The organism is Streptomyces sp. ISL-94 (genome assembly GCF_018614075.1).
Taxonomy (GTDB): domain Bacteria; phylum Actinomycetota; class Actinomycetes; order Streptomycetales; family Streptomycetaceae; genus Streptomyces.
The window spans coordinates 65,793-86,674 of sequence record NZ_JAGGOZ010000027.1 but is presented as its reverse complement, the minus strand read 5'-3'; the positions used below and the strand labels follow the sequence as shown (position 1 = coordinate 86,674).

At 71.2% G+C, this 20,882-nt stretch carries 21 protein-coding genes and 4 pseudogenes; 10 read left to right on the top strand and 15 right to left on the bottom strand.

Annotated elements, in window-relative coordinates; genetic code table 11:
* Positions 1-193 precede the first annotated feature (193 nt).
* Positions 194-1,029, top strand: a pseudogene (locus tag J7E94_RS10585) (Scr1 family TA system antitoxin-like transcriptional regulator).
* Positions 1,026-1,283, top strand: a complete 258-nt coding sequence (locus J7E94_RS10580) for a DUF397 domain-containing protein (protein ID WP_215014336.1) — start codon at positions 1,026-1,028, stop codon at positions 1,281-1,283. Before J7E94_RS10585 ends, J7E94_RS10580 begins: the two are co-directional and overlap by 4 nt.
* On the opposite strand, the gene J7E94_RS10575 is transcribed toward J7E94_RS10580, so the two are convergent.
* Positions 1,257-1,745 (bottom strand): carboxymuconolactone decarboxylase family protein, encoded by a 489-nt coding sequence (locus J7E94_RS10575; RefSeq protein ID WP_215014334.1) that lies wholly within the window; start codon positions 1,743-1,745, stop codon positions 1,257-1,259. The two genes, J7E94_RS10580 and J7E94_RS10575, sit on opposite strands and share 27 nt — an antisense overlap.
* Positions 1,746-1,883: 138 nt before the next feature.
* Between J7E94_RS10575 and J7E94_RS10570 the strand changes: the two genes are divergently transcribed.
* On the top strand, positions 1,884-2,156 hold the full coding sequence (locus tag J7E94_RS10570) for a hypothetical protein (protein WP_215014332.1): 273 nt from the start codon (positions 1,884-1,886) through the stop codon (positions 2,154-2,156).
* A gap of 198 nt (positions 2,157-2,354) precedes the next feature.
* Complete coding sequence (locus J7E94_RS10565) at positions 2,355-3,569, top strand: protein kinase (RefSeq protein WP_215014330.1); 1,215 nt, start codon at positions 2,355-2,357, stop codon at positions 3,567-3,569.
* A gap of 48 nt (positions 3,570-3,617) precedes the next feature.
* Here the strand turns inward: J7E94_RS10565 and J7E94_RS34360 are convergent.
* Positions 3,618-3,755: pseudogene (locus J7E94_RS34360) on the bottom strand (IS630 family transposase); the annotation flags it as partial.
* Between the two features lie 121 nt (positions 3,756-3,876).
* On the opposite strand from J7E94_RS34360, the gene J7E94_RS10560 reads away from it, so the two are divergent.
* Positions 3,877-4,125 (top strand): type II toxin-antitoxin system CcdA family antitoxin, encoded by a 249-nt coding sequence (locus J7E94_RS10560; protein WP_215014328.1) that lies wholly within the window; start codon positions 3,877-3,879, stop codon positions 4,123-4,125.
* Positions 4,122-4,523, top strand: coding sequence for a DNA-binding protein (locus J7E94_RS10555; RefSeq protein ID WP_215014327.1), 402 nt, complete (start codon positions 4,122-4,124; stop codon positions 4,521-4,523). Before J7E94_RS10560 ends, J7E94_RS10555 begins: the two co-directional genes overlap by 4 nt.
* 89 nt (positions 4,524-4,612) lie before the next feature.
* Here J7E94_RS10555 and J7E94_RS10550 read toward each other — a convergent pair whose 3' ends face one another.
* Positions 4,613-5,896 carry an adenylosuccinate synthase gene (locus J7E94_RS10550; RefSeq protein WP_215014325.1) on the bottom strand — a complete coding sequence of 428 codons (1,284 nt, stop codon included), beginning with the start codon at positions 5,894-5,896 and terminating at the stop codon, positions 4,613-4,615.
* Between the two features lie 184 nt (positions 5,897-6,080).
* On the opposite strand from J7E94_RS10550, the gene J7E94_RS10545 reads away from it, so the two are divergent.
* Entirely contained in the window at positions 6,081-6,911 is an 831-nt protein-coding gene (locus J7E94_RS10545; protein ID WP_215014403.1) for a diacylglycerol kinase, read from the top strand.
* 203 nt (positions 6,912-7,114) lie between these two features.
* On the opposite strand, the pseudogene J7E94_RS10540 reads toward J7E94_RS10545, so the two are convergent.
* From J7E94_RS10540 to J7E94_RS10530, 3 genes and pseudogenes are all read right to left on the bottom strand, one after another.
* Positions 7,115-7,372: pseudogene (locus tag J7E94_RS10540) on the bottom strand (MarR family transcriptional regulator); the annotation flags it as partial.
* A gap of 213 nt (positions 7,373-7,585) precedes the next feature.
* Positions 7,586-8,788, bottom strand: a complete 1,203-nt coding sequence (locus J7E94_RS10535; protein WP_215014323.1) for a cytochrome P450 — start codon at positions 8,786-8,788, stop codon at positions 7,586-7,588.
* 20 nt (positions 8,789-8,808) lie between these two features.
* Positions 8,809-9,471, bottom strand: a complete 663-nt coding sequence (locus J7E94_RS10530; RefSeq protein ID WP_308344839.1) for an HD domain-containing protein — start codon at positions 9,469-9,471, stop codon at positions 8,809-8,811.
* A 148-nt stretch (positions 9,472-9,619) separates the two neighbouring features.
* Between J7E94_RS10530 and J7E94_RS10525 the strand changes: the two genes are divergently transcribed.
* Positions 9,620-10,570, top strand: a complete 951-nt coding sequence (locus J7E94_RS10525) for a GlxA family transcriptional regulator (protein WP_215014321.1) — start codon at positions 9,620-9,622, stop codon at positions 10,568-10,570.
* 36 nt (positions 10,571-10,606) lie between these two features.
* Here the strand turns inward: J7E94_RS10525 and J7E94_RS10520 are convergent, their stop codons facing one another.
* The 6 genes from J7E94_RS10520 to J7E94_RS10495 form a co-directional block, all read right to left on the bottom strand.
* Complete coding sequence (locus J7E94_RS10520; RefSeq protein WP_215014319.1) at positions 10,607-11,266, bottom strand: response regulator transcription factor; 660 nt, start codon at positions 11,264-11,266, stop codon at positions 10,607-10,609.
* Positions 11,263-12,600, bottom strand: coding sequence for a sensor histidine kinase (locus J7E94_RS10515; protein WP_215014317.1), 1,338 nt, complete (start codon positions 12,598-12,600; stop codon positions 11,263-11,265). The genes J7E94_RS10520 and J7E94_RS10515 overlap by 4 nt, the downstream gene beginning before the upstream one ends.
* Before the next feature lie 88 nt (positions 12,601-12,688).
* Entirely contained in the window at positions 12,689-13,360 is a 672-nt protein-coding gene (locus tag J7E94_RS10510) for a response regulator transcription factor (protein ID WP_215014315.1), read from the bottom strand.
* The gene (locus tag J7E94_RS10505) at positions 13,357-14,682 is read right to left on the bottom strand and encodes a histidine kinase (RefSeq protein ID WP_308344837.1); all 1,326 of its coding nucleotides are present in this window, start codon (positions 14,680-14,682) and stop codon (positions 13,357-13,359) included. The genes J7E94_RS10510 and J7E94_RS10505 overlap by 4 nt, the downstream gene beginning before the upstream one ends.
* Before the next feature lie 10 nt (positions 14,683-14,692).
* Entirely contained in the window at positions 14,693-15,925 is a 1,233-nt protein-coding gene (locus J7E94_RS10500) for an acyltransferase (RefSeq protein WP_215014311.1), read from the bottom strand.
* Positions 15,918-17,036: an alpha/beta hydrolase gene (locus J7E94_RS10495; protein WP_215014309.1), complete on the bottom strand. Its 1,119-nt coding sequence runs from the start codon at positions 17,034-17,036 to the stop codon at positions 15,918-15,920. The genes J7E94_RS10500 and J7E94_RS10495 overlap by 8 nt, the downstream gene beginning before the upstream one ends.
* A gap of 187 nt (positions 17,037-17,223) precedes the next feature.
* On the opposite strand from J7E94_RS10495, the gene J7E94_RS10490 reads away from it, so the two are divergent.
* Complete coding sequence (locus J7E94_RS10490) at positions 17,224-17,718, top strand: HIT family protein (protein WP_215014307.1); 495 nt, start codon at positions 17,224-17,226, stop codon at positions 17,716-17,718.
* Positions 17,719-17,740: 22 nt separating this feature from the next.
* On the opposite strand, the gene J7E94_RS35905 is transcribed toward J7E94_RS10490, so the two are convergent.
* From J7E94_RS35905 to J7E94_RS10475, 3 genes and pseudogenes are all read right to left on the bottom strand, one after another.
* Positions 17,741-18,010: a hypothetical protein gene (locus J7E94_RS35905; protein WP_215014305.1), complete on the bottom strand. Its 270-nt coding sequence runs from the start codon at positions 18,008-18,010 to the stop codon at positions 17,741-17,743.
* A gap of 82 nt (positions 18,011-18,092) precedes the next feature.
* A pseudogene (locus J7E94_RS10480) lies at positions 18,093-18,566 on the bottom strand (MarR family winged helix-turn-helix transcriptional regulator); the annotation flags it as partial.
* Positions 18,559-19,233, bottom strand: a complete 675-nt coding sequence (locus J7E94_RS10475) for a DJ-1/PfpI family protein (protein ID WP_215014301.1) — start codon at positions 19,231-19,233, stop codon at positions 18,559-18,561. The gene J7E94_RS10475 and the pseudogene J7E94_RS10480, both read right to left, overlap by 8 nt.
* Before the next feature lie 165 nt (positions 19,234-19,398).
* Here J7E94_RS10475 and J7E94_RS10470 point away from each other — a divergent pair, with 165 nt between their 5' ends.
* Entirely contained in the window at positions 19,399-20,751 is a 1,353-nt protein-coding gene (locus J7E94_RS10470) for an aspartate aminotransferase family protein (protein WP_215014299.1), read from the top strand.
* Positions 20,752-20,882 lie beyond the last annotated feature (131 nt).

The following is a 20,882-nucleotide window of genomic DNA, read 5'->3' as shown; positions in this document are numbered from 1 at the left end:
GCATTGAGATGCCGACAGTTGGAACCCAGCTGGGCGTACGGGAGTTGGCCCCGTCACTTTCAGTGTTCATGGGTCAAGGGTGGTGGCTCAGGTCTACCGTTTTCCAGAGCGCGGGCTCGACTGCCGAAACGGTAGGAATTCGGGCTGCGCTGGTTGAGTTCGGTTGAGTTCGGTTGAGTCCAGGGGTGATCACTTGGCGAAGTCGGCCAACAAGGAAGCGGCGGGTGGGGCAACCCGCCTCGTGTCGCATCTGGCGAAGGCGTTCAGAGAGCGGGAGCGGCTGACCCAGAAGGAGCTGGGCGAGATGGTGGGCTACTCGGCGGCAGCCATCAGCGCGCTGGAGACCTGTGCGCAGCCGGCCAGCGACGAGATGTTGGTCAAGCTGGAGGCGGTGATCGGGGCGGGCTCGGGTTCTTTGAGGTGGCACGGGAGCTGGTTCAGCTGGACACGTTCCCGGAGTACTTCCAGGACTTCTTCGTGCTGGAACAGGAAGCTCTGAGCCTGTATCTGTTCGAGACGCGGGTGATCTACGGAATCTTCCAGACCGAGGACTACGCCCGGGCTCTGTTCGCGGGCGGCTACCCGGTCCTCTCGGAGCAGCGGATCGAGGAGCTGGTCGAAGGCCGGATGGCTCGGACGGTGCTTTTCGACCGTGACCCTTTGCCGCTCATCGAGTTCATCGTGGATGAGGCGGCGTTGCTCCGGGGCATCGGAAGCAGGGCCGTCATGCGTGCCCAGTACCGGCATCTGATCGCCCTTGCGCAGCGCCGCAATGTCACCGTCCAGGTGGTCCCGCTCGACTGTGGGTTCTCGGGCGAACATGCGGGTACCAGCGGAGGTTTGGCTCTCGTCGAAACCCCTCGGCATGAACGGCGGGTCTACATGGAACAGCAGGACGAAAGCCTGTTGCTCAGCAATCCGGCCAAGGTAAGTCTGTACTCCCAGCGGTATGCGAAGATCCGCGCACAGGCCTTGGGCCCACGTGAATCGCTGGGCCTTATCGAGCGGTTGGCAGGAGAACAGCAATGAGCAGCACCCTGCGGTGGTTCAAGTCCAGCTACAGCGACTCCAGTGGCGGCGCCTGCATCGAGGTGGCCTATGACTGGCAAAAGTCGAGCTACAGCAGCCCCAACGGTGGCGACTGCGTCGAGGTGGCAGGGTGCCCGCACGCGATGCACGTGCGGGACTCCAAGAACCCCGGCCCCACCCTCACCCTGGCCGGCAAGGCCTGGGCCGACTTCGCCGGCTGGGCGGTCTCAGGCCCACTGCTGCTCGGCCAGTGAGAAGACCGGGGTCGGCTTGCCGATGACGGCCAGGGCGATGAAGAAGTTGATCTGGCCGATCGCGATGATCAGTGTGGCGAGGGCCTTCTCGTCGTAGTGCTTCGCCACCTCCGCGTACAGCTCGTCGGTGACGCGCTCACGCCCGTGCGGGGCCGGCTGGAGGGTGGCCTCCACCAGGGCCAGCGCGGCGCGCTCGGCCGGGGTGAAGTACGGGGCGTCCTGCCAGGAGGAGACGGCCGTGATGCGGTCCTCGGACTCTCCGGCCTTGCGGAGGAAGCTGGTGTTCAGGATCGTCAGGTACGTGTTGCCGACGATCTGCCCGGCGCGCAGGTGGACGAGGCTCATCGTGACGCGCGGAACCGAGCGGTTGCCCGTGGCCCGGAAGAGGGCGGCGCTGATGTCGGCCATCTCGGGGACGAACTGGGTGGGGTCGGCCATCCGGGGGGCGGTGTTGATCTCCATGGTTGTCGTCTCCGTGGGTGGTGGCCGGTGCCGTCTGCGTCGGCCTTCACTGCACTGACGGATGGGTGCACACAGATGTGACAGGTTGCCGGAAGGTTTTTTCGGTGACGTCCGCCCGGGCCCTTCGTTGAGTACGGCATGAAGATCAAGAGCATGCTGGCCGCCGGCGCCCTCGCCCTGGCCGCCGTCTCCGCAGCCGCCCCCATGGCCACCGCCGCCGAGGCGGACGACACCTCCGGCATCACCGACACCGTCGCCGGCCTTTCGAGCGTCGACGCCCTCGGCACTTTCCCCTTCTCCAATGACGAGACCTGGGGCGCCGAAGAGTCCCCCAACGCCCTGTCGGACCTCTCGGACTTCACGGACAGCCTGCACGACGCCGCCCGACAGGCACTCGAAGACGGCCAGTAGCCCCCGCACCCCGACGGCCCCGGCCCCTTGCGTCACCCGCAGGGCCCGGGGCCTAGTGCTGTGACCGCATAGGTTCGCCGGGTTGGCGGTTGGAGCGCGCATCGATGCGGTCACAACACTGGGCTGCTTCCCCCCTCGCATCAACGGGCTCCGCCGGGACAATTGGCCGACTTCGCCTGCACGTAGGTGGCTTGTGCCATGATCGGGCCTGTGGGGGACACATTAGGACCCGGAGCGACGCTGGCCGGTGGCCGCTACCGGATCGATGCGAAGCTCGGCAGCGGCGGCATGGCTGTGGTCTTCCGGGCCTACGACACGAAGTTGGCCCGGATGGTGGCGCTCAAGGCGATGCGGACCGGCCTGTCTTTCGACGACGGGTATCCGGCCCGGTTCCGGCGTGAGGCGCAGGCCATGGCCGCCATCAGCCATCCGCATGTGGTGGCGGTCCACGACATGGGGGACGAGCCCGTCCCGTACATCGTGATGGAACTCGTCGACGGCCCCAGCCTCGCCGATCTGCTGCGCGCACGGCGCGCCCTGCCGGTGGCGCAGGCTCTCGATCTCGCCTCGCACGTGCTGGCCGGGCTCGCTGTGGCCCACGCGCACAAGTTGGTCCACCGCGACATCAAGCCGGGGAACGTGCTGCTGGCGGCGGACGGGACGGCGAAGGTGGCGGACTTCGGCATCGCGCGGGCCGCCGAGGGGACCGGGACGGCCCTCACGCGAACCGGCCGGCTGATCGGCACCCCGCACTTCATGTCACCCGAGCAGGTGCTGGGCCGTTCCGACATCGACGGCCGCTCCGATCTCTACTCGGTCGGTGTGATGCTGTTCCAGATGCTCGCCGGGCGGCTCCCCTTCGAGGCGGACTCCCGCTATGCGATCGGCTACCTGCACCTCACCGCTCCGCCGCCCACCCTTGCCTCCCTGGGCATCGCGGCAGGCCCAGCGGTGGAGGCCGTATTGGCCCGCGCCCTGGCGAAGGACCCCGCCCTGCGCTACCCGGACGCGGAATCGATGCGCGCGGCGTTGCAAGAACCCGCCCCGACGGCACTGGCGCAACAGCCCGCCTTCGTGCCCCCGCGACCGCCTCGGCCCCCGCGGGCCGTAGTCCCCCGCGGTCCGCTGTCCCGCGCCCGCCGGCTACTCCTCGCCCAGGCGCTCGGCCTGCTCGCATGGCTGCTGGGGGCGCAGACGGATGTGGGCTGGCTGGCGGTGCTCGGGGGCTTCGGGTCCTTCGTCGTCGGGGTGCCGGGACTGTGGTTGACGTGCTGGGCCGCTGGCCGGCGTCGCGGGCCACTGAGCAGGGCCTTCAAGATCCAGACGGCTGTCGGAATGGTCATTCACGGAGGAGTGGTGCTTTTCTTCCTGACGGTCATTGTGGTTGCGCTAGCAGCTCCAGCCGGGCTGTGACCGCGTAGGTTCGCCGGGTCGTTCAGGCCGCGTTTTGGGGCGTCCGCCTCAGCGGATGCCCTTCTCGCTGCTGCGGATGCGGGCGCGTTCCTCGCGTTCGGCGGCCAGGACCCCGCGGTGGCGGACGTTGTTGTTGCGCCAGCGCAGGCAGGCGTGCAGGGCCCGGGTCTGCACGGTGTGGTTGGGGCAGCAGCCGGTAGGACTCGGTCTGCCATGACCAACCAACACGGCGAACCTATGCGGCCACAGCACTGGCAATCCGAGGAAAGCCGCCCCCTAGCTCCGCATATCGAAGTATGCTCGCATCATGTCAGGGACTACACGTATCACCGTGACGCTGCCCACCGAGCAGGTGGAGGAGCTCCGGAAGATGACGGACAACATCTCCGGGTACGTGGCCGAGGCCGTCGCCCGCCAGATCCGGCACCGGTTGCTGAGCGAAGACCTTCGCCTTTACCAGGAGGAGCACGGCGCGTTCACGGAGGAAGAGCTGGCCGCAGCGAGAGCCGAGCTCTCCGCCATGCCTGAAGCCGGTGAGACGGCGAGCGCCGCGTGAGCCAGCCGGTCGAGACTGTTGTGCTCGACTCTCAAGGGCTCTCCGCTTGGATCGAGCAGGATCGCAAGGTGGCCTCGCGATTCGCGCTGTATCACTCGATGGGAGCGGATTTTGTAGTGTGCGCCAACACGATCGTGGAGGTGAGTCACTCGCGCTTGAATCCGGCAAAACTGGACTGGGCCCTGTCGCGATGCAAGGTGGAGCCGGTCACTGAGGCGGCGGCGAAGGCGGCGTCGCGCCTGCTCAAGGCAGTGGGGCTACACGGTCACAAATACGCGATCGACGCGACCGTGGCCGAGATGGCGCTGCGCCAGCCCGGGCCGGTGATCATGTTGACCTCCGACGTCGAGGACATGACGGCACTGTGCGGGGACCGGGTCCGGATCATCGCGCTCTGAGGTCTACGGGACGAACCGGCCCGGGACACGGCGAAGGGGCGGTGCGCGCCACGCGCACACCGCCCCTTCGGGGTTCCTACCGGTACCGCCTAGAGGAACGAGTTGATCTCGATCGTCTCGGTGCGGCCCGGGCCGACGCCGATCGCGGAGATCGGGGCGCCCGACATCTCCTCCAGGGCCTTGACGTACGCCTGGGCGTTCGCCGGGAGGTCCTCGAAGGTCTTGGCCTTGGTGATGTCCTCGGACCAGCCGGGGAGGTATTCGTAGATCGGCTTCGCGTGGTGGAAGTCCGACTGCGAGTACGGGAGCTCCTCGACGCGCTTGCCGTCGATCTCGTACGCGACGCAGACCGGGATCTGCTCCCAGCCGGTCAGCACGTCCAGCTTGGTGAGGAAGAAGTCCGTCAGACCGTTCACGCGGGTGGCGTAACGCGCGATCGGCGCGTCGAACCAGCCGCAGCGGCGGTCACGGCCGGTGGTCACACCGCGCTCGCCACCGATGCGGCGCAGGTCCTCGCCGTCCTGGTCGAACAGCTCGGTCGGGAACGGGCCGGCGCCGACGCGGGTCGTGTACGCCTTCAGGATGCCGATGACGCGGCTGATCTTCGTGGGGCCGACACCGGTACCGGTGCAGGCGCCGCCCGCGGTCGGGTTCGACGACGTCACGAAGGGGTACGTGCCGTGGTCGACGTCGAGCAGGGTGCCCTGGCCGCCCTCGAAGAGCACGACCTTGTCCTCGTCCAGCGCGTTGTTGAGGATCAGGGTGGTGTCGGCGACGTAGCCCTTGATCTGGTCCGCGTACTGGAGCATCTCCTCCACGATCGCGGCGGCGTCGATCGCGCGGCGGTTGTAGAGCTTCGCGAGGAGCTGGTTCTTGCCCTCCAGTGCCGCCTCGACCTTCTGCGTGAGGATCGACTCGTCGTAGAGGTCCTGGACGCGGATGCCGATGCGGTTGATCTTGTCCGCGTACGTCGGGCCGATGCCGCGGCCGGTCGTACCGATCTTGCGCTTGCCGAGGAAGCGCTCGCCGACCTTGTCGAGGGTGACGTTGTACGGCGTGATCAGGTGCGCGTTACCGCTGATGAGCAGCTTGGAGGTGTCGATTCCGCGCTCGTTGAGGCCGCGCAGCTCGGAGAGCAGGACGGCCGGGTCTACGACGACACCGTTGCCGATGACCGGGGTGCATCCGGGGGAGAGGATGCCGGAAGGGAGAAGGTGCAGCGCGTACTTCTGGTCGCCTACGACAACCGTGTGGCCGGCGTTGTTGCCACCCTGATAGCGCACTACATAGTCAACGGATCCACCGAGCAGGTCGGTGGCCTTTCCCTTGCCCTCGTCACCCCACTGAGCTCCGAGCAGCACAAGAGCGGGCACAGGCGTACACCTCTTCCGGATGGGGCATGTCCAAGGTCAGGGGGCGTACGACGATGTACACCGCAGGCTGAGCCGTCGGACCGGTACCCCGGAATAGACGAAGGCCCTGGCGCAATAGCGCAAGGGCCTCTTGCACAAAGATGCTACCCGAGGAAGGACCGAGGTGTCGGCTCCAGAGCCCACCATGAGCCATGCGGGCGCGCCGGTAGGCGGCCTGCTCGTGCTCGTCGACCCGGTCGCCCGCCGTCTTGACGGCGAGTCCGTGCGAATCGCGAAGGATGTGTTGTCAGCCGGAGCTGCGGCGAAAATCTGCCTCCCGGATTCGCAGGAGGAATTTGCGCGGGCTCTTGCCCGCCGGGGTCATCGGCGGCCGGTGATCGTGGGCGACGACCGGGCCCTGGTGCGGACCGTGGGGCTCCTGCACCGGGAGCGGAGGCTGGCGGAGGCCACGCTGGCCCTGGTGCCGGTGGGGCCCGCGGGGTCCCTGGGGCTGGCGCGGTCGCTGGGGGTCCCACTCTCCGCGGTCACGGCGGCACGGGCGGTCCTGGACGGCGGCGTACGGCTGTGCGACCTGCTGGTGGACGACAGTGACGGGGTGGTCCTGGGCGCGCTGCGCATCGCCCCGGTGCGGGCGCCTTCCCGGCCGGCCGGGCCGTCGGTGTGGAGCGCGTACCGCTCCCTGGTCCGCACTCTGGTCCGCCCGACGCCCTCGGCTGCCGCCACCGGGCACCGGCTGCGGGTGGAGGCGGACGGGGAACTGCTGGCGGACGTGGACCGGCCGGTCCAGGACGTGGCGGTGACCACGCACGAGGACGGGGGCCTGGCGGAGGTGATGGTCCGCACGGGTGACGGCGCGGTCCGGATCCGGGCCAAAACGGTCACGGTCTCGGGCACGGACTTCCGCTACCGCGCCGACGCGGCCATGGCCGGCCCGGTCCGCCGCCGCACCTGGACCCTCCACCCCTCGGCCTGGAGCCTGGCCCTGCCCCACCAACCAGGCCCCATCGATACCTGACAGGTCATGTACCCGCACCGGCGCACTCAGGGGCAACCTCGGCCCCGCCGGCGTCTGAGGCGCGGGGCGCGGGGCGGAGGCCGGTCTTGTGCCGCACCGGGTACTGGGCCGGGGTAACTCCCGCCTCGCCGGCCTTTGAGGCGCGGGGTCCGGGGCGGAGCCCCGCGGGCGGCGGGCGGCGGGCGGCGGGCGGCCTGAGCCCGTCAATCGAGGCCCAGCGTCGACCGATGGACCCGCCACCGCTCCATCAGCCCCAGCATCTCGCTCTGCATGAACTCGAAGAACGCCGCCGTCTCCGCGACCCGCGCCCAGGCCGGCGAATGCGCCCCCAGACCGGCTGCCCCCTCCCGCAGCGTCTTCTCCCACTGGGTCAGCACCTGGTCCCGCCGCGTGAAGGTCTCGTACCAGAGCTCGTTGTGCAGCACGTAGCGGTCCCGCCGCGAGCCCAGGAGCTGCTCTCTCGCCCTTCGCCCACCTGCCCAAGCTCCCGGGCGCGGACTCCCTGGCGTGGGCCCCGCTGCTGACCCTGGCCGCCCTGGCGGCGGCCTTCACGGCAACCGGCCTGGCGGCCCTGAGGCGCCGGGACATGCTCGCCTAGCGAGCGTCGCCAAGGCCCGCCGGCCTGGGGGCCCCTGGGGTAGCCGGGGGAGGGGCTCGACGACACGACGAGGGGCCTAGAACTCCACGATCAACTCCCGCAGCCCCCGGATGACATACCCGTCCCGCCACTGCGGCTCCTCGACGAGCCGCAGGGGCGGGACTCCGTCTGCCAGCAGCGCCCCGAAGGAGGCCTCCAGCTCCCGCCGCGCCAGCGGCGCCCCCAGGCAGTAGTGGATCCCGGCCCCGAAGCTCAGGTGCGGATTGTCGGCCCGTCCGAGGTCCAGCGTGTCGGGAGCGTCGAACCGGGCCGGGTCCCGGTTCGCGGACCCGAACAACAGTGCGATCTCAGCTCCGCGGGGGATGACGGTGTCCCCGACCCGGATGTCGTCGAGCACCCAGCGCTCGAACATCTGGAGGGGTGTGTCGTAGCGCATTAGTTCATCCACAGCTGTGGACAACTTTTCGGGATGAGCGCGAAGGCCGTCGATTTGCCCGGGATTGCGGAACAATGCCCACCACCCGTTGGTGGTCGTGTTGACGGTCGCCTCGTGCCCGGCGTTCAGCAGGAGCACGCAGGTAGAGATCACCTCCTGCTCGCTGAGCCGGCCCTCCTCATCGTGGGCGGCGATCAGCCCGGAGATCAAATCCTCCCCGGGCCGCATGCGCCGCTCGGCGATCAGGCCCCGCAGGTACGCGCTGAACTCCACGCTCGCCCGCACCGCGCGCCGTGCCGTCTCCTCGTCCGGCCGGAGCTCGAACATCCCGCAGATGTCCGCCGACCAAGGCCGCAGCAGCCCTCGGTCCGCCTCCGGCACCCCCAACAGCTCCGCGATCACCGCCACCGGCAGCGGCTCGGCGACCGTGGTGAGCAGATCCCCGCCCCCGTCCGCGAGCAGCCGCCCCACCAGCTCTCCGGCCAGCCGCCGCACGGCGGGCACCAGCCGCTCCACCGTCCGCGGAGTGAAGGCCTTGGCCACCAGCCGGCGTACCCGTGCGTGCGCGGGATCCTCCAGGTCGAGGAGGCCGTTTCCGTTGAGTACGTGGAAGGGCTCGTGCTCGGGCGGCGGCGCCTCGCGCCCGAACTCCTCGTGCGAGAACCGGTGCAGATAGGTCCGCCCCAGTCGCCGGTCCCGCAACAGCGCACTCACATCGGCGTAGTGCGCCACCAGCCACTGCCCGGTGGCCTCGCACCACACGGCCCGCCCCTGCTCCCGCACCTCCCGGTACGCCGGATACGGATCGGCGACGAACGCGGCATCCCACGGATCAAAGCCCATCCCCGCAGCCTAGATCCGGATCACTCCTCCCACGGGGATCCCTGGATCACCTCCACGAAATCCCCGGGGACGAAGCCGGGGACGAAGTGCCGCAGTACGTCGGCCTTCACATTGCCGAAGGTGGTCTCCGGCTTCTGCTCGATCCCCTCGGTGAAGGCCTGGAGGATGCGCCGCTTGAAGTCCGGCCGCGGGTGCAGCGCGGTGATCTCGGCGCGGGCGGCCGCGTCGATGTCGCCGAAGCCGATGCCCAGGACGTCGTACTCCACGCCCGCCGTCAGCAGCGCCACCTCGGGCTCCATGAACTCCGGTATCCCGGGGGTGGTGTGCAGGGCGATCGCCGTCCACACCCGGCGGACCCCGCCCTCCGGTATCCCGTGGCGCTCCAGGAACCGCCGGGCCTCGTCCGCCCCGTCGACCTCGAACCGCCGCCCGCTCGCCCGGAACTCCTTCCCGAGCCCCAGATCGTGGAACATCGCCCCGACGTACAGCAGCTCCGGATCGAACGCGAGCCCCCGCCGCCGCCCCTGAAGACTGCCGAACCAGTACACGCGCCGCGAGTGGTGGTAGATCAACTCGCTTGCGGTGTCCCGCACCAGCTCGGTCGCCTCGGCGGCGAGCCTGCTGCTCGGCACGGCCACCCCGGCGGCGCTGTCCCCCCACACCCCCACACTGTTCCGACTCACGCTGTGCCCCTCCCTATCCACCACTGCTCCTCTCGACGTGCCTCCAGCCTCCCCGCGCACCCGTCCCGCCCGCCATGTCCGTAGAGCCAGGCACCCCACACATCCGGACACCCGTCCCGTGCCGTCCCCTCCCCGCTACCGTGCGGGCATGGGCACCCACACGATCACCGTCCTCGCCTTCGACGGCGTACGCCTCCTGGACGTCGCCGCCCCGCTGGAGGTCTTCACCACCGCCGGCCGCCCCTACGCCGTCCAGGTCTGCACCCCCGACGGCGCCCCCGTCCGCACCTCCACCGGCCTGCGGGTCGACGCCGACCTCCCGGCCGACGCGGTCTCCCGCACGGCCACCCTGGTGGTCCCCGGCCCCGCCGACCTGGACACCCTCCGCACCCGGCCCGACCTGGTCGAGCTCGTCGCCCGGCTGGCCGCCCGCGCCGACCGGGTCGCCGCCGTCTGCACCGGCGCCTTCGCCCTCGCCGCGGCCGGGCTGCTGGACGGCCGCCGCGCCACCACCCACTGGGAGCACGCCGCCGACCTCGCCCGCTCCTACCCGGGCACCACCGTCATCCCCGACGCCATCTACGTCCAGGACGGCCCCGTCCTCACCTCCGCCGGAGTCACCGCCGGCATCGACGTCTGCCTGGCCCTCGTCGAACAGGACCTCGGCCCCGACACCGCCCGCCGCGTCGCCCGCGACCTCGTGGTGTTCCTGCAACGCCCCGGCGGCCAGTCGCAGTTCTCCGCGGCCTCCCGCACCTCACCCACCCGCGACCCGGTGCTGCGCCCCCTCCTCGACGCCATGGCCGCCGATCCCGCGGCCGATCACAGCCTCACCGCTCTGGCCCGCCGCGCGGGCCTCAGCTCCCGCCACCTCTCCCGCCTCTTCAAGGCCCACACCGGCACCACGCCGGCCGCGCACCTGGACACCCTCCGCCTGGAGGCCGCGCGGATCCTCCTGGAGCAGGGCGAGCCGGTCACCGTCGCCGCCCGCCGCAGCGGCCTCGGCACCGACGAATCCCTTCGCCGCGCCTTCGCCCGCCACCTCGGCACCACCCCCTCCGCCTACGCCTCCCGCTTCCGCACTGCCCACAGGGCCTGACCGAGGCCGCGCCCGGACCTCCCGGCCCGCCTTGCCCTATCCCGGAGTCACCAGCCGGGTCTCGTAGGCGAACACCGCCGCCTGGGTGCGGTCCCGCAGGCCCAGCTTCACGAGGATCCGGCTGACATGGGTCTTGATCGTGGACTCCGCGACGATCAGCCGCCCCGCTATCTCTCCGTTGGACAACCCCTGCGCGATCAGCACCAGCACCTCCTTCTCGCGCTCCGTCAACTCGCCCAGCCCCGCCGGGTCAGCGGGCTTCGGCGTCTCGGAGAGCTTGGAGAACTCCGCGATCAGCCGCTTGGTCACCGAAGGCGCCAGCAGCGCCTCGCCGGCCGCCACCACCCGTACGCCGTCGGCCAGCTGACGGGCCGACGCGTCCTTGAGCAGAAACCCCGAGGCTCCCGCCCGCAGCGCCTGGTACACGTACTCGTCGAGGTCGAAGGTCGTCAGGACCAGCACCTTCGCGTCCGTGTCGGCGGCCACGATCTCCCGCGTCGCCTCCAGCCCGTTCATGTGCGGCATCCGGATGTCCATCAGCACCACGTCCGGCCGCAGCGCCGCCACCTGCGTGATGGCCTCCCGCCCGTCGACCGCCTCGCCCACCACCTCGATGCCTTCCATGGCGTTCAACAGGACCGAGAACCCCTCGCGCACCATCATCTGGTCGTCGACGATCAGCACCCTGATCGTCATGCCGCCCCCTCCTGCGGCACCGGGCCCGGCTCCGGACGGCCGGGCACCGGTATGAACACCGCCACCTCGTACCCGCCCGTCCCGGTTTCGCCGGCCGTCATCTCCCCTTCGAGCATGGCCACGCGCTCCCGCATCCCGGTGATCCCGTGCCCGGCCCCAGGCGAAGGCCGCACATCCCCGGTCCCGGCCTCATTGACCACCCGTATCCCCAGGCCGCCCAGCACATACGACACCTCCACCGCCGCCGCCGCGCCCGGCGCGTGCCGCAGCGTGTTGCTCAAGGCCTCCTGGATGATCCGGTACGCCGACAGCTCGACCCCCTGCGGCAACTCCCGCACCGCACCCGTGACCGTCTTCTCCACACTCAGCCCGGCCTCCCGCACATTGGCCAGCAGCCCGTCCAGCGAGGCCAGCGTCGGCTGCGGGGCGTCCGGAGCCTCATAGTCCGCGGAGCGCACCACTCCCAGCACCCGCCGCAGCTCGGTGAGCGCCGCCACCGCGTTCTCCCGAATGGTGACGAACGCGGCCTCCAACTCCGGCGGCGGATTCTTCACCCGGTACGGCGCGGCCTCCGCCTGGATCGCCACCACCGACATGTGGTGGGCCACGACATCGTGCAACTCCCGGGCGATCGTCGTCCGCTCCTCCAGCAGCGTGCGCTTGTCCCGCTCGACGGCCGTGACCTCCTGCTGCGCGCTCACCTCGGCCCTGGCGTGGCGGCGTATGTGGATGCTGCTCGTGATCACCAGGGCGAAGGCCGAGACCACCCCCATCTCCGGCAGGTTCGTCCCATACCGGGTCCTGAACAGCACCGAGAGGGCGAAGCCGAGCGCGAGCGTCAGCGTCCACATCCAGGCCGCCACCTGGGGCCCGGTCCGCAGCGTGACCAGGACCATGACCGCGATGTACGCGACGAAGGCGGCCGGACCCCACGGCCAGTCCCCGTCACCGCCGAAGACGGCAAGCACCACCGTCATCGCGACGGCCGCCCACCACGCGGCGACCGGCCGCACCAGCGTCATGAGGACCGGGGCCGCGGCTATCGCCCCCATGAGGAACTCGCCGGCGTCCCCGAGGGAGCTGGACTGGGAAGAGGCCGTGAGCAGCATGACGAAAAAGGCCAGCACCGTCACCGCCGCATACTGCGTCCACGGGAAGAAACGCCGTATCGCCTCGGGAAGCCGTCGCACGATACGCCCGGGCGCCTCCAGCAGCGGCAGCGGCCGGTAGGCGAAGGCATCGGTGACGAGGTCCTGGCGCAGGGTCTCGATCACCCCCGATGCCATGCGGAACTCAGGTGTCCGGGCTGTCCCCCCGGTGGTCGTCTCGCTCATACAAGAACCGTAGGTCCGCACCGCCCTGGTCCGCATCGCCGCCCAAGGGGATTTCCCGGCATCCCTCTCAAGTACTACCCGGGGCAGGTCAGTAGCCCGTCGGACGGACCAGCCCCGTCTCGTACGCGAACACCGCCGCCTGGGTGCGGTCCCGCAGGCCCAGCTTCACGAGGATCCGGCCCACATGGGTCTTCACCGTCTGCTCCGCCACCGTCAGGTGCTGCGCGATCTCCGCATTGGACAGGCCCTGGGCGACCAGCGTCAGCACCTCCGTCTCCCGCTCCGTCAGCTCGTCGATCCGCGCCCGCGACGGCGCCCGCGGCGCCCCCATCCGGGAGAACTCCGTGATGAGCCGCTTCGTGATGTTCGGCGACAGCAGCGCCTCCCCGGCCGCCACCACCCGCACCCCCTCCGCGAGCTGGTCGGCGGACGCGTCCTTGAGCAGGAACCCGGAGGCCCCGGCCCGCAGCGCTTCGTACACGTACTCGTCCAGGTCGAAGGTGGTCAGCACCAGCACCTTCACCGTGGAGCCGGCGGCGCCCGTGATGACGGACGTGGCTTCGATGCCGCCCATTCCGGGCATACGGATGTCCATCAGGACCACATCCGGGTCCAGTTCGCCCACCTTGGCCACGGCGTCCGCCCCGTCCACGGCCTGGCCGACCACCTCGATGTCGGGCTGGGCGTTGAGAAGCACGGTGAAGCCCTGCCGGACCATCATCTGGTCGTCGGCGATCATCACCTTGATCGGGGTGCTCATGATTCCCTCTTCGTCTCGGATGAGGAGCTGCCGGGCCGGTCCTGCGGATCCATCGGGAGGACGGCGGACACCTCGTACCCCCCGTCGGGTCGCGGACCGGCGGCCAGCTCGCCCCCCAGCATGCCCGCCCGCTCCCGCATCCCCAGCAGCCCGTGTCCCGCACCGGGCGAGGGCGGCGCCGGTCGGGGCGGGGCCGTATTGGCGATGCACAGGTGCAGATCGCGGGGCCCGTAGGCGATGCCGACCTCCACGCGCGAACCGGCCGCGTGCCGCAGGCAGTTGCTCAACGCCTCCTGCACGATCCGGTACGCGGTCAGCTCGACGCCGGGCGTCAGCGGCCGCCGGATGCCCGCGATCTCGGTGGTCACATCCAGTCCGGCGCCGCGCACGTTGTCCACGAGGCCGTCCAGCTCGGCGAGGGTCGGCTGCGGATGTTGCAGGGCGACGGGATCATCCGGCTGCTCGGAGCGCAGCACACCCAGCACCCGCCGCAGCTCGGTGAGGGCCTCCACCGCGTTCTCCCGGATGCCCGCCAGGTTCTCCTTGAGCTCCTCGGAAGGGTTCTCCACGAGGTGCGGGGCGACTTGGGCCTGGATGGAGATGACCGACATGTGGTGTGCGACGACGTCGTGCAGCTCGCGGGCGATCCGGCTGCGCTCCTCGAGCAGGGTGCGCCGGGCGCGTTCCTCCTCGGTGAGCGTCTCCTGCTCGACCAGCTCGCCGCGGGCCAGCCGCAGTGCGCGCAGCGCATAGCCGAGCAGCCCCGCGAAGCCGAACAGGAGGGCACCGCCCAAGGCGGTACTCCCGCTGTGCTCCGGCTTCAACAGCGCCTCGGCCAGGCCGGTGCAGGCGACGGAGACGGTGATGACCGCGATGGTGACGCGGGGTGGTACCCGCAGGGCGACCAGGAGGATCACCACGGCGAAGGCGAAGATCCCGCCGGGAGTCCCGGGCCAGGTCTGTCCTTGACCGACGTGGTCGTACATCGCCCATGCGCCGAGGCCGGCCGCGATCAGGCCGAGCCACCACGCGGCGATCGGGCGGAACATCGCGAGCGCGATGGACACCCCGGTCAGGATCGCCATCACCAGCGGGGCCGCGCCGGTCAAGTGGTAGTGGTCGGCGAGCTGTTCCATGGTGAGGAAGCCGAAGAGGACGGCGGCGTAGGCGACGATGACGTGCGGCAGCCGGGCCAGCCACCGCGGCCGGGACATCCGGGGGAGGGGATCCCGCCGCAGGGTGAGCAGTTCCTTCGCCGTGGCCCGCAGCATGTCGCCCCGCGTCGCGGGGACCTGGGCCGGGAGCCTGCTCTGCTCGTTCACGCCCTCCACCCTAGGCATGGGTGATCTCCCGGGCGGGCGCGACCCTGGGCCGCGTGGGTGCGAGGGATCCCGCAGCGGTGTGGGACCCGCGGACGGGCGAGGGCCGGGGGGTGCCCGGCTTGGGGCGCCGGCCCCGTTCGTACGTATGGAACGCGGCCCAGCAGAGCGTCAGCGCGGTGGCGAACACCGGCAGCCACAGGAGCCGGGCGGCTATCCACTCCGCCGAATCCGGGACGGTGTGCAGGCCGGGCAGGTCGGTCGGGAGCAGCAGCCCGAGGGCGGTGACGGCCATCATGGCGGTCTGGTGCCAGAGGAAGACCGTCATGGCGGAGAGGTTCACCAGGGCCACCTTCGCCCAGGCCGCCGGCCGTCGCATGGCCCGGGCCAGCGGCTCGCGCACCAGCAGCGCCAGCCCGCACTGGGCCAGCCCGAACGCGACAGCGGCGAGCGTCGGCGGGTTCAGGTTCGATATCGGAGCCCCGGGGACACCCACCATGGACGCCGGGTACCCGCCCCAGAGGATCAGCGCGGCGGCCGCGGCGCTTCCCGCGGCGAGCAGGAGGACGGCAGGTCCGCGCCGGACGAACGCTCCCCGGGACCAGGCGGCGCCCAGGGTGTAGGGGACGAGCCAGCCGGCGGCCACGTTGATCCAGCCGGCCCACTCGGGCCCGTCGAATCGGAAGCGCCACAGGTCGACCCCGGCCACCACGGCCAGTGGCCACAGGGGGCTCAGCCGGGCCACAAGCGGGGTCGCGGCGGTCAGCGCGGCGAAGACGAGGAGGAACCAGAGGGGCGAGAGGACCAGCTTGACCAGCGTCTGGACGGTACTCAGCTCCACTCCGCCGATCAGCATCCCGCCCGCCACGACCGCCCACAGCGTGAGCACGGCGGCGACCGGACGGAACAGCCGCCCCAGCCGCTGCCCGACCCAGGTGCGGTACGAGTCCCCCCGGGCCCGCGCCGAGGCATAGCCGCGGGCGGCGACGTGCCCGCCGACGAGGAAGAACACGGCCAGCGTCTGGAACACCCAGGACACCGGGGCCAGCCAACTCATGTGGGCCAGTGGACTGGTGGTGCTCAGGCCGCCCTCGGCGGTGGTGAGGGCGGTGACCAGCCAGTGGCCGAGCACCACGCCGAGGATCGCGAAGGCCCGCAGCGCGTCCACGGCCCGGTCCCGGCCGGGCGGGGTTGCGCAGTCCACGGCCTCGGCCAGGACGGTCCAGCGGGCGCGTAGCTTACGCATGGGGGACCTCCGAAGCGGGCGTGGTGCCGAGGACGATGGCGGCCAGGCTGTCGAGGGACTCGGTGCCCGGCTTGAGGTAGTCGCTGTGCCCGGCGGCGCCGGCGGCGAAGGCCCGCGCTCCGAAGGCGGGGTCCACGGGGTCGGTACCGAAGCCGACTCCGCCGAGCCGGACGTGCGGGACGTTCCCTATCCAGTCGCCGGTGCCGCGCCCCGCCCAGACCCGGGCTCCCGTCGGCAGGTCCCGCGCGGACTCGGCTCCCGTTCCCGGACTGCCGAACAGGACCATGTCGACGACGGCGGGGCCGGTCGGCCCGGTCCGGGCGCAGACCACGGAACCGTAGGAGTGGCACAGGAGCGAGAGGCGGCTGCCGGACCCTGACACGGCCCGCAACCGGTCGAGGAAGGGGCCCAGATCGGCAGCGGCCTCGTCGGCGCGATCGGCGGTCAGGACGGTCGTGCTGACCGTGCCGGGGGTGTCGTACCCGAGCCAGGCGACCACGGCGGAGCGCGGATGCTCGGCCTGGAGGCGCTGCTGGAGGGAGACGGCGCCGGCACGGAACCTCTGGTAGGTGTCGAGCGTCGTGTCCGATCCGGGGACCAGCACGGTGACCCGGTCGGCGCTCTCCAGATCGCCGAACACCTCGACGGCCCGGCCCCGCCCGCGGCCGTCGAAGGTGAGGAACTGCGCCGCACCGGCCGCCCCCATGGCACGGAGCTTGGCGGCCCGGCCGGTGCGGCCGGCGCCCTCGGCCATCCGGGCCGCCTCGGCGAGGTTGGCGCGGTTGGCGGCGTACCGGTCGTGCGGTGCGGCGTCCTCGGCGAAGGCGGCGGGCGCGGGGGCGGGGACGTTGGGGGAGGCGGCGGCGGACATGGGGAACACCACGGCCGCGGCGACCAGGGAGGCCAGCAGCGTGCGGCGCAGGCGACCGGTGGGCCGAGGGGTGGACCGTGCGGACCCCGCCGCCGAGCCGCGGTCCGCGGGCGCGCCCGCGGTCGCGCCCGCCTCCGTGCGTGTCGCTCCATCTCGGCCGGCCGTGACCGTCGCCCCTGCCGGTCCTGCGGTGTCCGCCGGTCTCGTGGTCCCCGCCGCGCCCGTCGTCCCCGTTGCCATCGCTCTTCCTTCGGTCGGGAAGAGCCGTCAGCGCCCTCCTCTGCAACCGAAGTTAGAAATCGGCACCCCTCGACGGCGTCACGCTACGGAGCCGTCTTGCCGCGTAGCTCTGAGGTATGACAGGGGGTATCTGAGAGTCAAGGGCGGGTCGAAGTCCCGGGTGAGGACTGCCCTTTACTGTTCCGGCATGACCTACACCGACTGGCGTCACGACCGGATCGGCGCCGCGCACCGCGGCCAGAACCCCACCGTCCTGCGCCGCCTCGGCGCAGGCTTCGCCGCCATCGGGGACCGGCAGTTCCTGCCCGGGTACTCCGTCCTGCTCACCGACGACTCCTCAGTGACCCGGCTCTCCGACCTGCCCCGGCCGCGCAGAATCGCGTACCTCACCGACCTGGAGCGGCTCGCCGAGGCGGTCGAACGCGCCTGCCGCCGGCTCGACCCGGCCTTCCGCCGCGTGAACATCGAGATCCTCGGCAACACCGACCCGTACCTGCACGCCCACATTTGGCCCCGCTACGACTGGGAGCCCGCCGACCGGGTCCGGTTGCCCGTCTGGCTCTACGCGGAGGAGTACTGGCGAGCCGAGCAGTACGCGCTGACCAGCCGCCATGACGGTCTGCGTGCCACCATCGGGGAGGAGCTGGACGCCCTCGTGGAGCCGTGGGAGGGGTCCGGGTAGGACCGCCGGGCGGCGTGTCGGCTCAGTCGGCCACCAGCGGTTCGACGTAGCCCGCGCGCCAGCGGGGTGCCGGGTCCTGGCCGGGGCTGGTCCAGTACTCCCGCGCGCCCACGATCTCCCCGTCCCGGACCGTCCACAGGGAGACGGCCCGGTAGACGACGGGGTAGGTGAGCGGCGGGTTGTCCGTGCCGGCGAGCGCGCCGGTGAGTGGTGCCGTGGGACAGCGGGGGAGCCGGCTGCAAGGCCTGTGCGGCTCAAGGATCGGGGCTCCGCCCCCCGCCCCGCGCCTCAAGCGCCGGCGAGGCTGGATTGTGGTCCGGCTGGGTGGGGTCGTGCGGGCCGGGGGTGGGGCTCTGTTGCGGGAGCGGGGTGTCCGCGGACTGGAGGGTTTCGAGGGCTCTCGTCAGGCGTTCCAGGGCTCGGGCCGTTTCCTCGAAGGCGGCGTCGCCCAGTTCTGCCGCGAGGCGGGTGGCCAGGGAGGCGTGGCCCGGGTTGATGCGGGCCACCGCCGCGCGGCCGGCCTCCGTCGGGCGGAGGAGTTTTGCCCGGCGGTGAGCCGGGTTCGGGACGTACTCCGCCAAGCCCTTCGCGGTCAGCAGGTCCGCGATGCGCTGCACGCTCTGCCGGGTGATCCCCATCGCCCGGGCGATGCCCGCGACGGGCAGGGGCCCCTCCAGGACCGCGCCCAGCACCTGCCACCAGGCGGCCGTCAGCCCGGCCGGCCGGGCCAGCTCCTCCGAGACGGAGAGGAACTGGCCGTTCAGCCGGAAGATCCCGAGTGCGGTACGGCTCAGCAGGTCCTGACGGGCGCGCAGCGAGAGGCCCTCCGGCGCGGGCTCCTCAGGCATCGCCGGCCTCCGACGCCGCGGCCTGCGACGCCGCAGCCTCCGACGCCTCGGCTTTCGACGCCGCCATCAGCACGGGGTAGGCGCTCGCGTCCGAGTCGTGGAACAGGCGGTACCACGCGTCCAGGACATCCGGCTTGTAGACGCCGAGGCGGGCGAAGACCTCGCGGGCGAAGGCCACCGGTTCCGTCGGCCCGGCCGTGATCAGGTCGCCGTCCGTCACCGCGTCGGCCTCGACGTAGTGCTCGGCTCCCGCGTAGCCGGGCTGGTCAGCCAGGTAGAAGGAGACCGCGCTGGTGTGCCTGCGGCCGTCCAGTACGCCGGCCCGGGCCAGGCCGGCCGTGGCTCCGCAGATCGCCGCCACCGGGACGCCCGCCGTCAGGAACTCCTTCGCCTTGGCCGCGAAGGGCGCCAGTTCGTCGGTCGTGTCCCAGAGCGAGGCGCCGGTCAGGATCAGGAGGGAGGAGTCCTCGGGCCGCAGGTCCGCGAGGGACAGGTCGGGCTGGATGCGGACGCCGCCCATGGTGGTGACCGGCTGCCCTGCGGCGAAGCCGACCGTACGGATCTCGTGACCGCGCTGCGTGAGGTGGGCGGTGGTGTGGCCGGCCTCCCAGTCCGCGTACGTGTCGTAGACGGCCAGGTGGACGGGCTTGCCCGGCGTTTCGTTCATCTTGATCGCCTCCGGCGTCTGGACACCGCTCCGTATGACAGAAGGCTGTCATTGCGACAGTGTGCTGTCAATGCATGGCGCGCATACAGACTGCCGAGAGTGGCACCCTCACCCCATACAGTCCGCCGATATCCCTTCCCACCTGCACACTCCTAGCGTGGCGGCATGACCCCTCATGTCACCGGCGCGACCGTCAAGGCCGCCGACCGCGCTCACGTCTTCCACTCGTGGTCCGCCCAGGCCCTGATCGACCCGCCGGCCGTCGCCGGCGCCGAGGGCTCGTACTTCTGGGACTACGACGGGAACCGCTTCCTCGACTTCTCCTCCCAGCTGGTCAACACCAACATCGGCCACCAGCACCCGAAGGTCGTCGCCGCCGTCCAGGAGCAGGCCGCCCGGCTCTGCACCCTCGCGCCGGGCTTCGCCGTCGACGTCCGCTCCGAGGCCGCACGCCTCATCGCCGAGCGGACCCCCGGCGACCTGGACAAGATCTTCTTCACCAACGGCGGCGCCGAGGCCGTCGAGAACGCCGTCCGCATGGCCCGGCTGCACACCGGCCGGCAGAAGGTGCTGTCCACCTACCGCTCGTACCACGGCGCCACCGCCGCCGCGATCAATCTCACCGGCGACCCGCGCCGCTGGCCCTCCGACACGGCTGCCGCCGGCGTCGTGCACTTCTGGGGCCCGTTCCTCTACCGCTCCGCCTTCCATGCCGCCACCGAGACCGAGGAGTGCGAGCGCGCCCTCGCGCACCTCGCCGACACCATCGCCTTCGAGGGGCCGGCGACCATCGCCGCGATCATCCTGGAGAGCGTCCCCGGCACCGCCGGGATCATGACGCCGCCGCCCGGCTACCTCGCCGGCGTACGCGAGCTCTGCGACGCCCACGGCATCGTCTTCATCCTCGACGAGGTCATGTCCGGCTTCGGGCGGACCGGCAAATGGTTCGCCGCCGAGAACTGGGGGGTCACCCCCGACCTGATCACCTTCGCCAAGGGCGTGAACAGCGGGTACGTGCCGCTCGGCGGCGTCGCCATCTCCGCCGCCATCGCCGAGACCTTCGCCACCCGCCCCTACCCGGGCGGACTGACGTACTCCGGCCACCCCCTGGCCTGCGCCGCCGCCGTCGCGACGATCAACGCGATGGAGGACGAGGGGATCGTCGACCACGCCGCCCACCTCGGCACGAACGTCATCGGCCCGGCGCTCGCCGAGATCGCCGAGCGGCACCCGTCGGTCGGCGAGGTGCGGGGCCTGGGCACCTTCTGGGCCCTGGAACTCGTACGGGACAAGGAGACGCGCGAGCCGCTCGTCCCGTACAACGCGGCGGGCGCCGCCAACGCGCCCATGGCCGAGTTCTCCGCGGCCTGCAAGGCCTCCGGGCTCTGGCCCTTCGTCAACATGAACCGGACGCACGTCGTCCCGCCGTGCACGATCACGGAGTCGGAGGCGAAGGAGGGGCTGGCCCTGCTGGACGAGGCCCTGGCGGTCGCCGACCGCCACACCACAACCGGATAGGCGCAGTGCGGCGGGGGCGGTCGGCGGTCCGGGGGCGGCAAAAGGGCAGGTGACAGGGCCGCCGCCGCAGGTGACCGGGCCGCCGCCGCAGGTGGCCGGTTCCCCGTCCGCATAACAGTCGGTAGATCCGT

Excerpts from the sequence above, each read along its gene's own strand:
- J7E94_RS10565 (WP_215014330.1), top strand. The coding sequence starts at position 2,355 with ATGATCGGGCCTGTGGGGGACACATTAGGACCCGGAGCGACGCTGGCC.
- J7E94_RS10470 (WP_215014299.1), top strand. The coding sequence starts at position 19,399 with ATGACCCCTCATGTCACCGGCGCGACCGTCAAGGCCGCCGACCGCGCT.
- J7E94_RS10490 (WP_215014307.1), top strand. The coding sequence starts at position 17,224 with ATGACCTACACCGACTGGCGTCACGACCGGATCGGCGCCGCGCACCGC.
- J7E94_RS10525 (WP_215014321.1), top strand. The coding sequence starts at position 9,620 with ATGGGCACCCACACGATCACCGTCCTCGCCTTCGACGGCGTACGCCTC.
- J7E94_RS10520 (WP_215014319.1), bottom strand. The coding sequence starts at position 11,266 with ATGACGATCAGGGTGCTGATCGTCGACGACCAGATGATGGTGCGCGAG.
- J7E94_RS10545 (WP_215014403.1), top strand. The coding sequence starts at position 6,081 with ATGAGCCATGCGGGCGCGCCGGTAGGCGGCCTGCTCGTGCTCGTCGAC.
- J7E94_RS10560 (WP_215014328.1), top strand. The coding sequence starts at position 3,877 with ATGTCAGGGACTACACGTATCACCGTGACGCTGCCCACCGAGCAGGTG.
- J7E94_RS10570 (WP_215014332.1), top strand. The coding sequence starts at position 1,884 with ATGAAGATCAAGAGCATGCTGGCCGCCGGCGCCCTCGCCCTGGCCGCC.
- J7E94_RS10500 (WP_215014311.1), bottom strand. The coding sequence starts at position 15,925 with ATGCGTAAGCTACGCGCCCGCTGGACCGTCCTGGCCGAGGCCGTGGAC.
- J7E94_RS10510 (WP_215014315.1), bottom strand. The coding sequence starts at position 13,360 with ATGAGCACCCCGATCAAGGTGATGATCGCCGACGACCAGATGATGGTC.
- J7E94_RS10495 (WP_215014309.1), bottom strand. The coding sequence starts at position 17,036 with ATGGCAACGGGGACGACGGGCGCGGCGGGGACCACGAGACCGGCGGAC.
- J7E94_RS10475 (WP_215014301.1), bottom strand. The coding sequence starts at position 19,233 with ATGAACGAAACGCCGGGCAAGCCCGTCCACCTGGCCGTCTACGACACG.
- J7E94_RS10580 (WP_215014336.1), top strand. The coding sequence starts at position 1,026 with ATGAGCAGCACCCTGCGGTGGTTCAAGTCCAGCTACAGCGACTCCAGT.
- J7E94_RS10575 (WP_215014334.1), bottom strand. The coding sequence starts at position 1,745 with ATGGAGATCAACACCGCCCCCCGGATGGCCGACCCCACCCAGTTCGTC.
- J7E94_RS10515 (WP_215014317.1), bottom strand. The coding sequence starts at position 12,600 with ATGAGCGAGACGACCACCGGGGGGACAGCCCGGACACCTGAGTTCCGC.
- J7E94_RS10535 (WP_215014323.1), bottom strand. The coding sequence starts at position 8,788 with ATGGGCTTTGATCCGTGGGATGCCGCGTTCGTCGCCGATCCGTATCCG.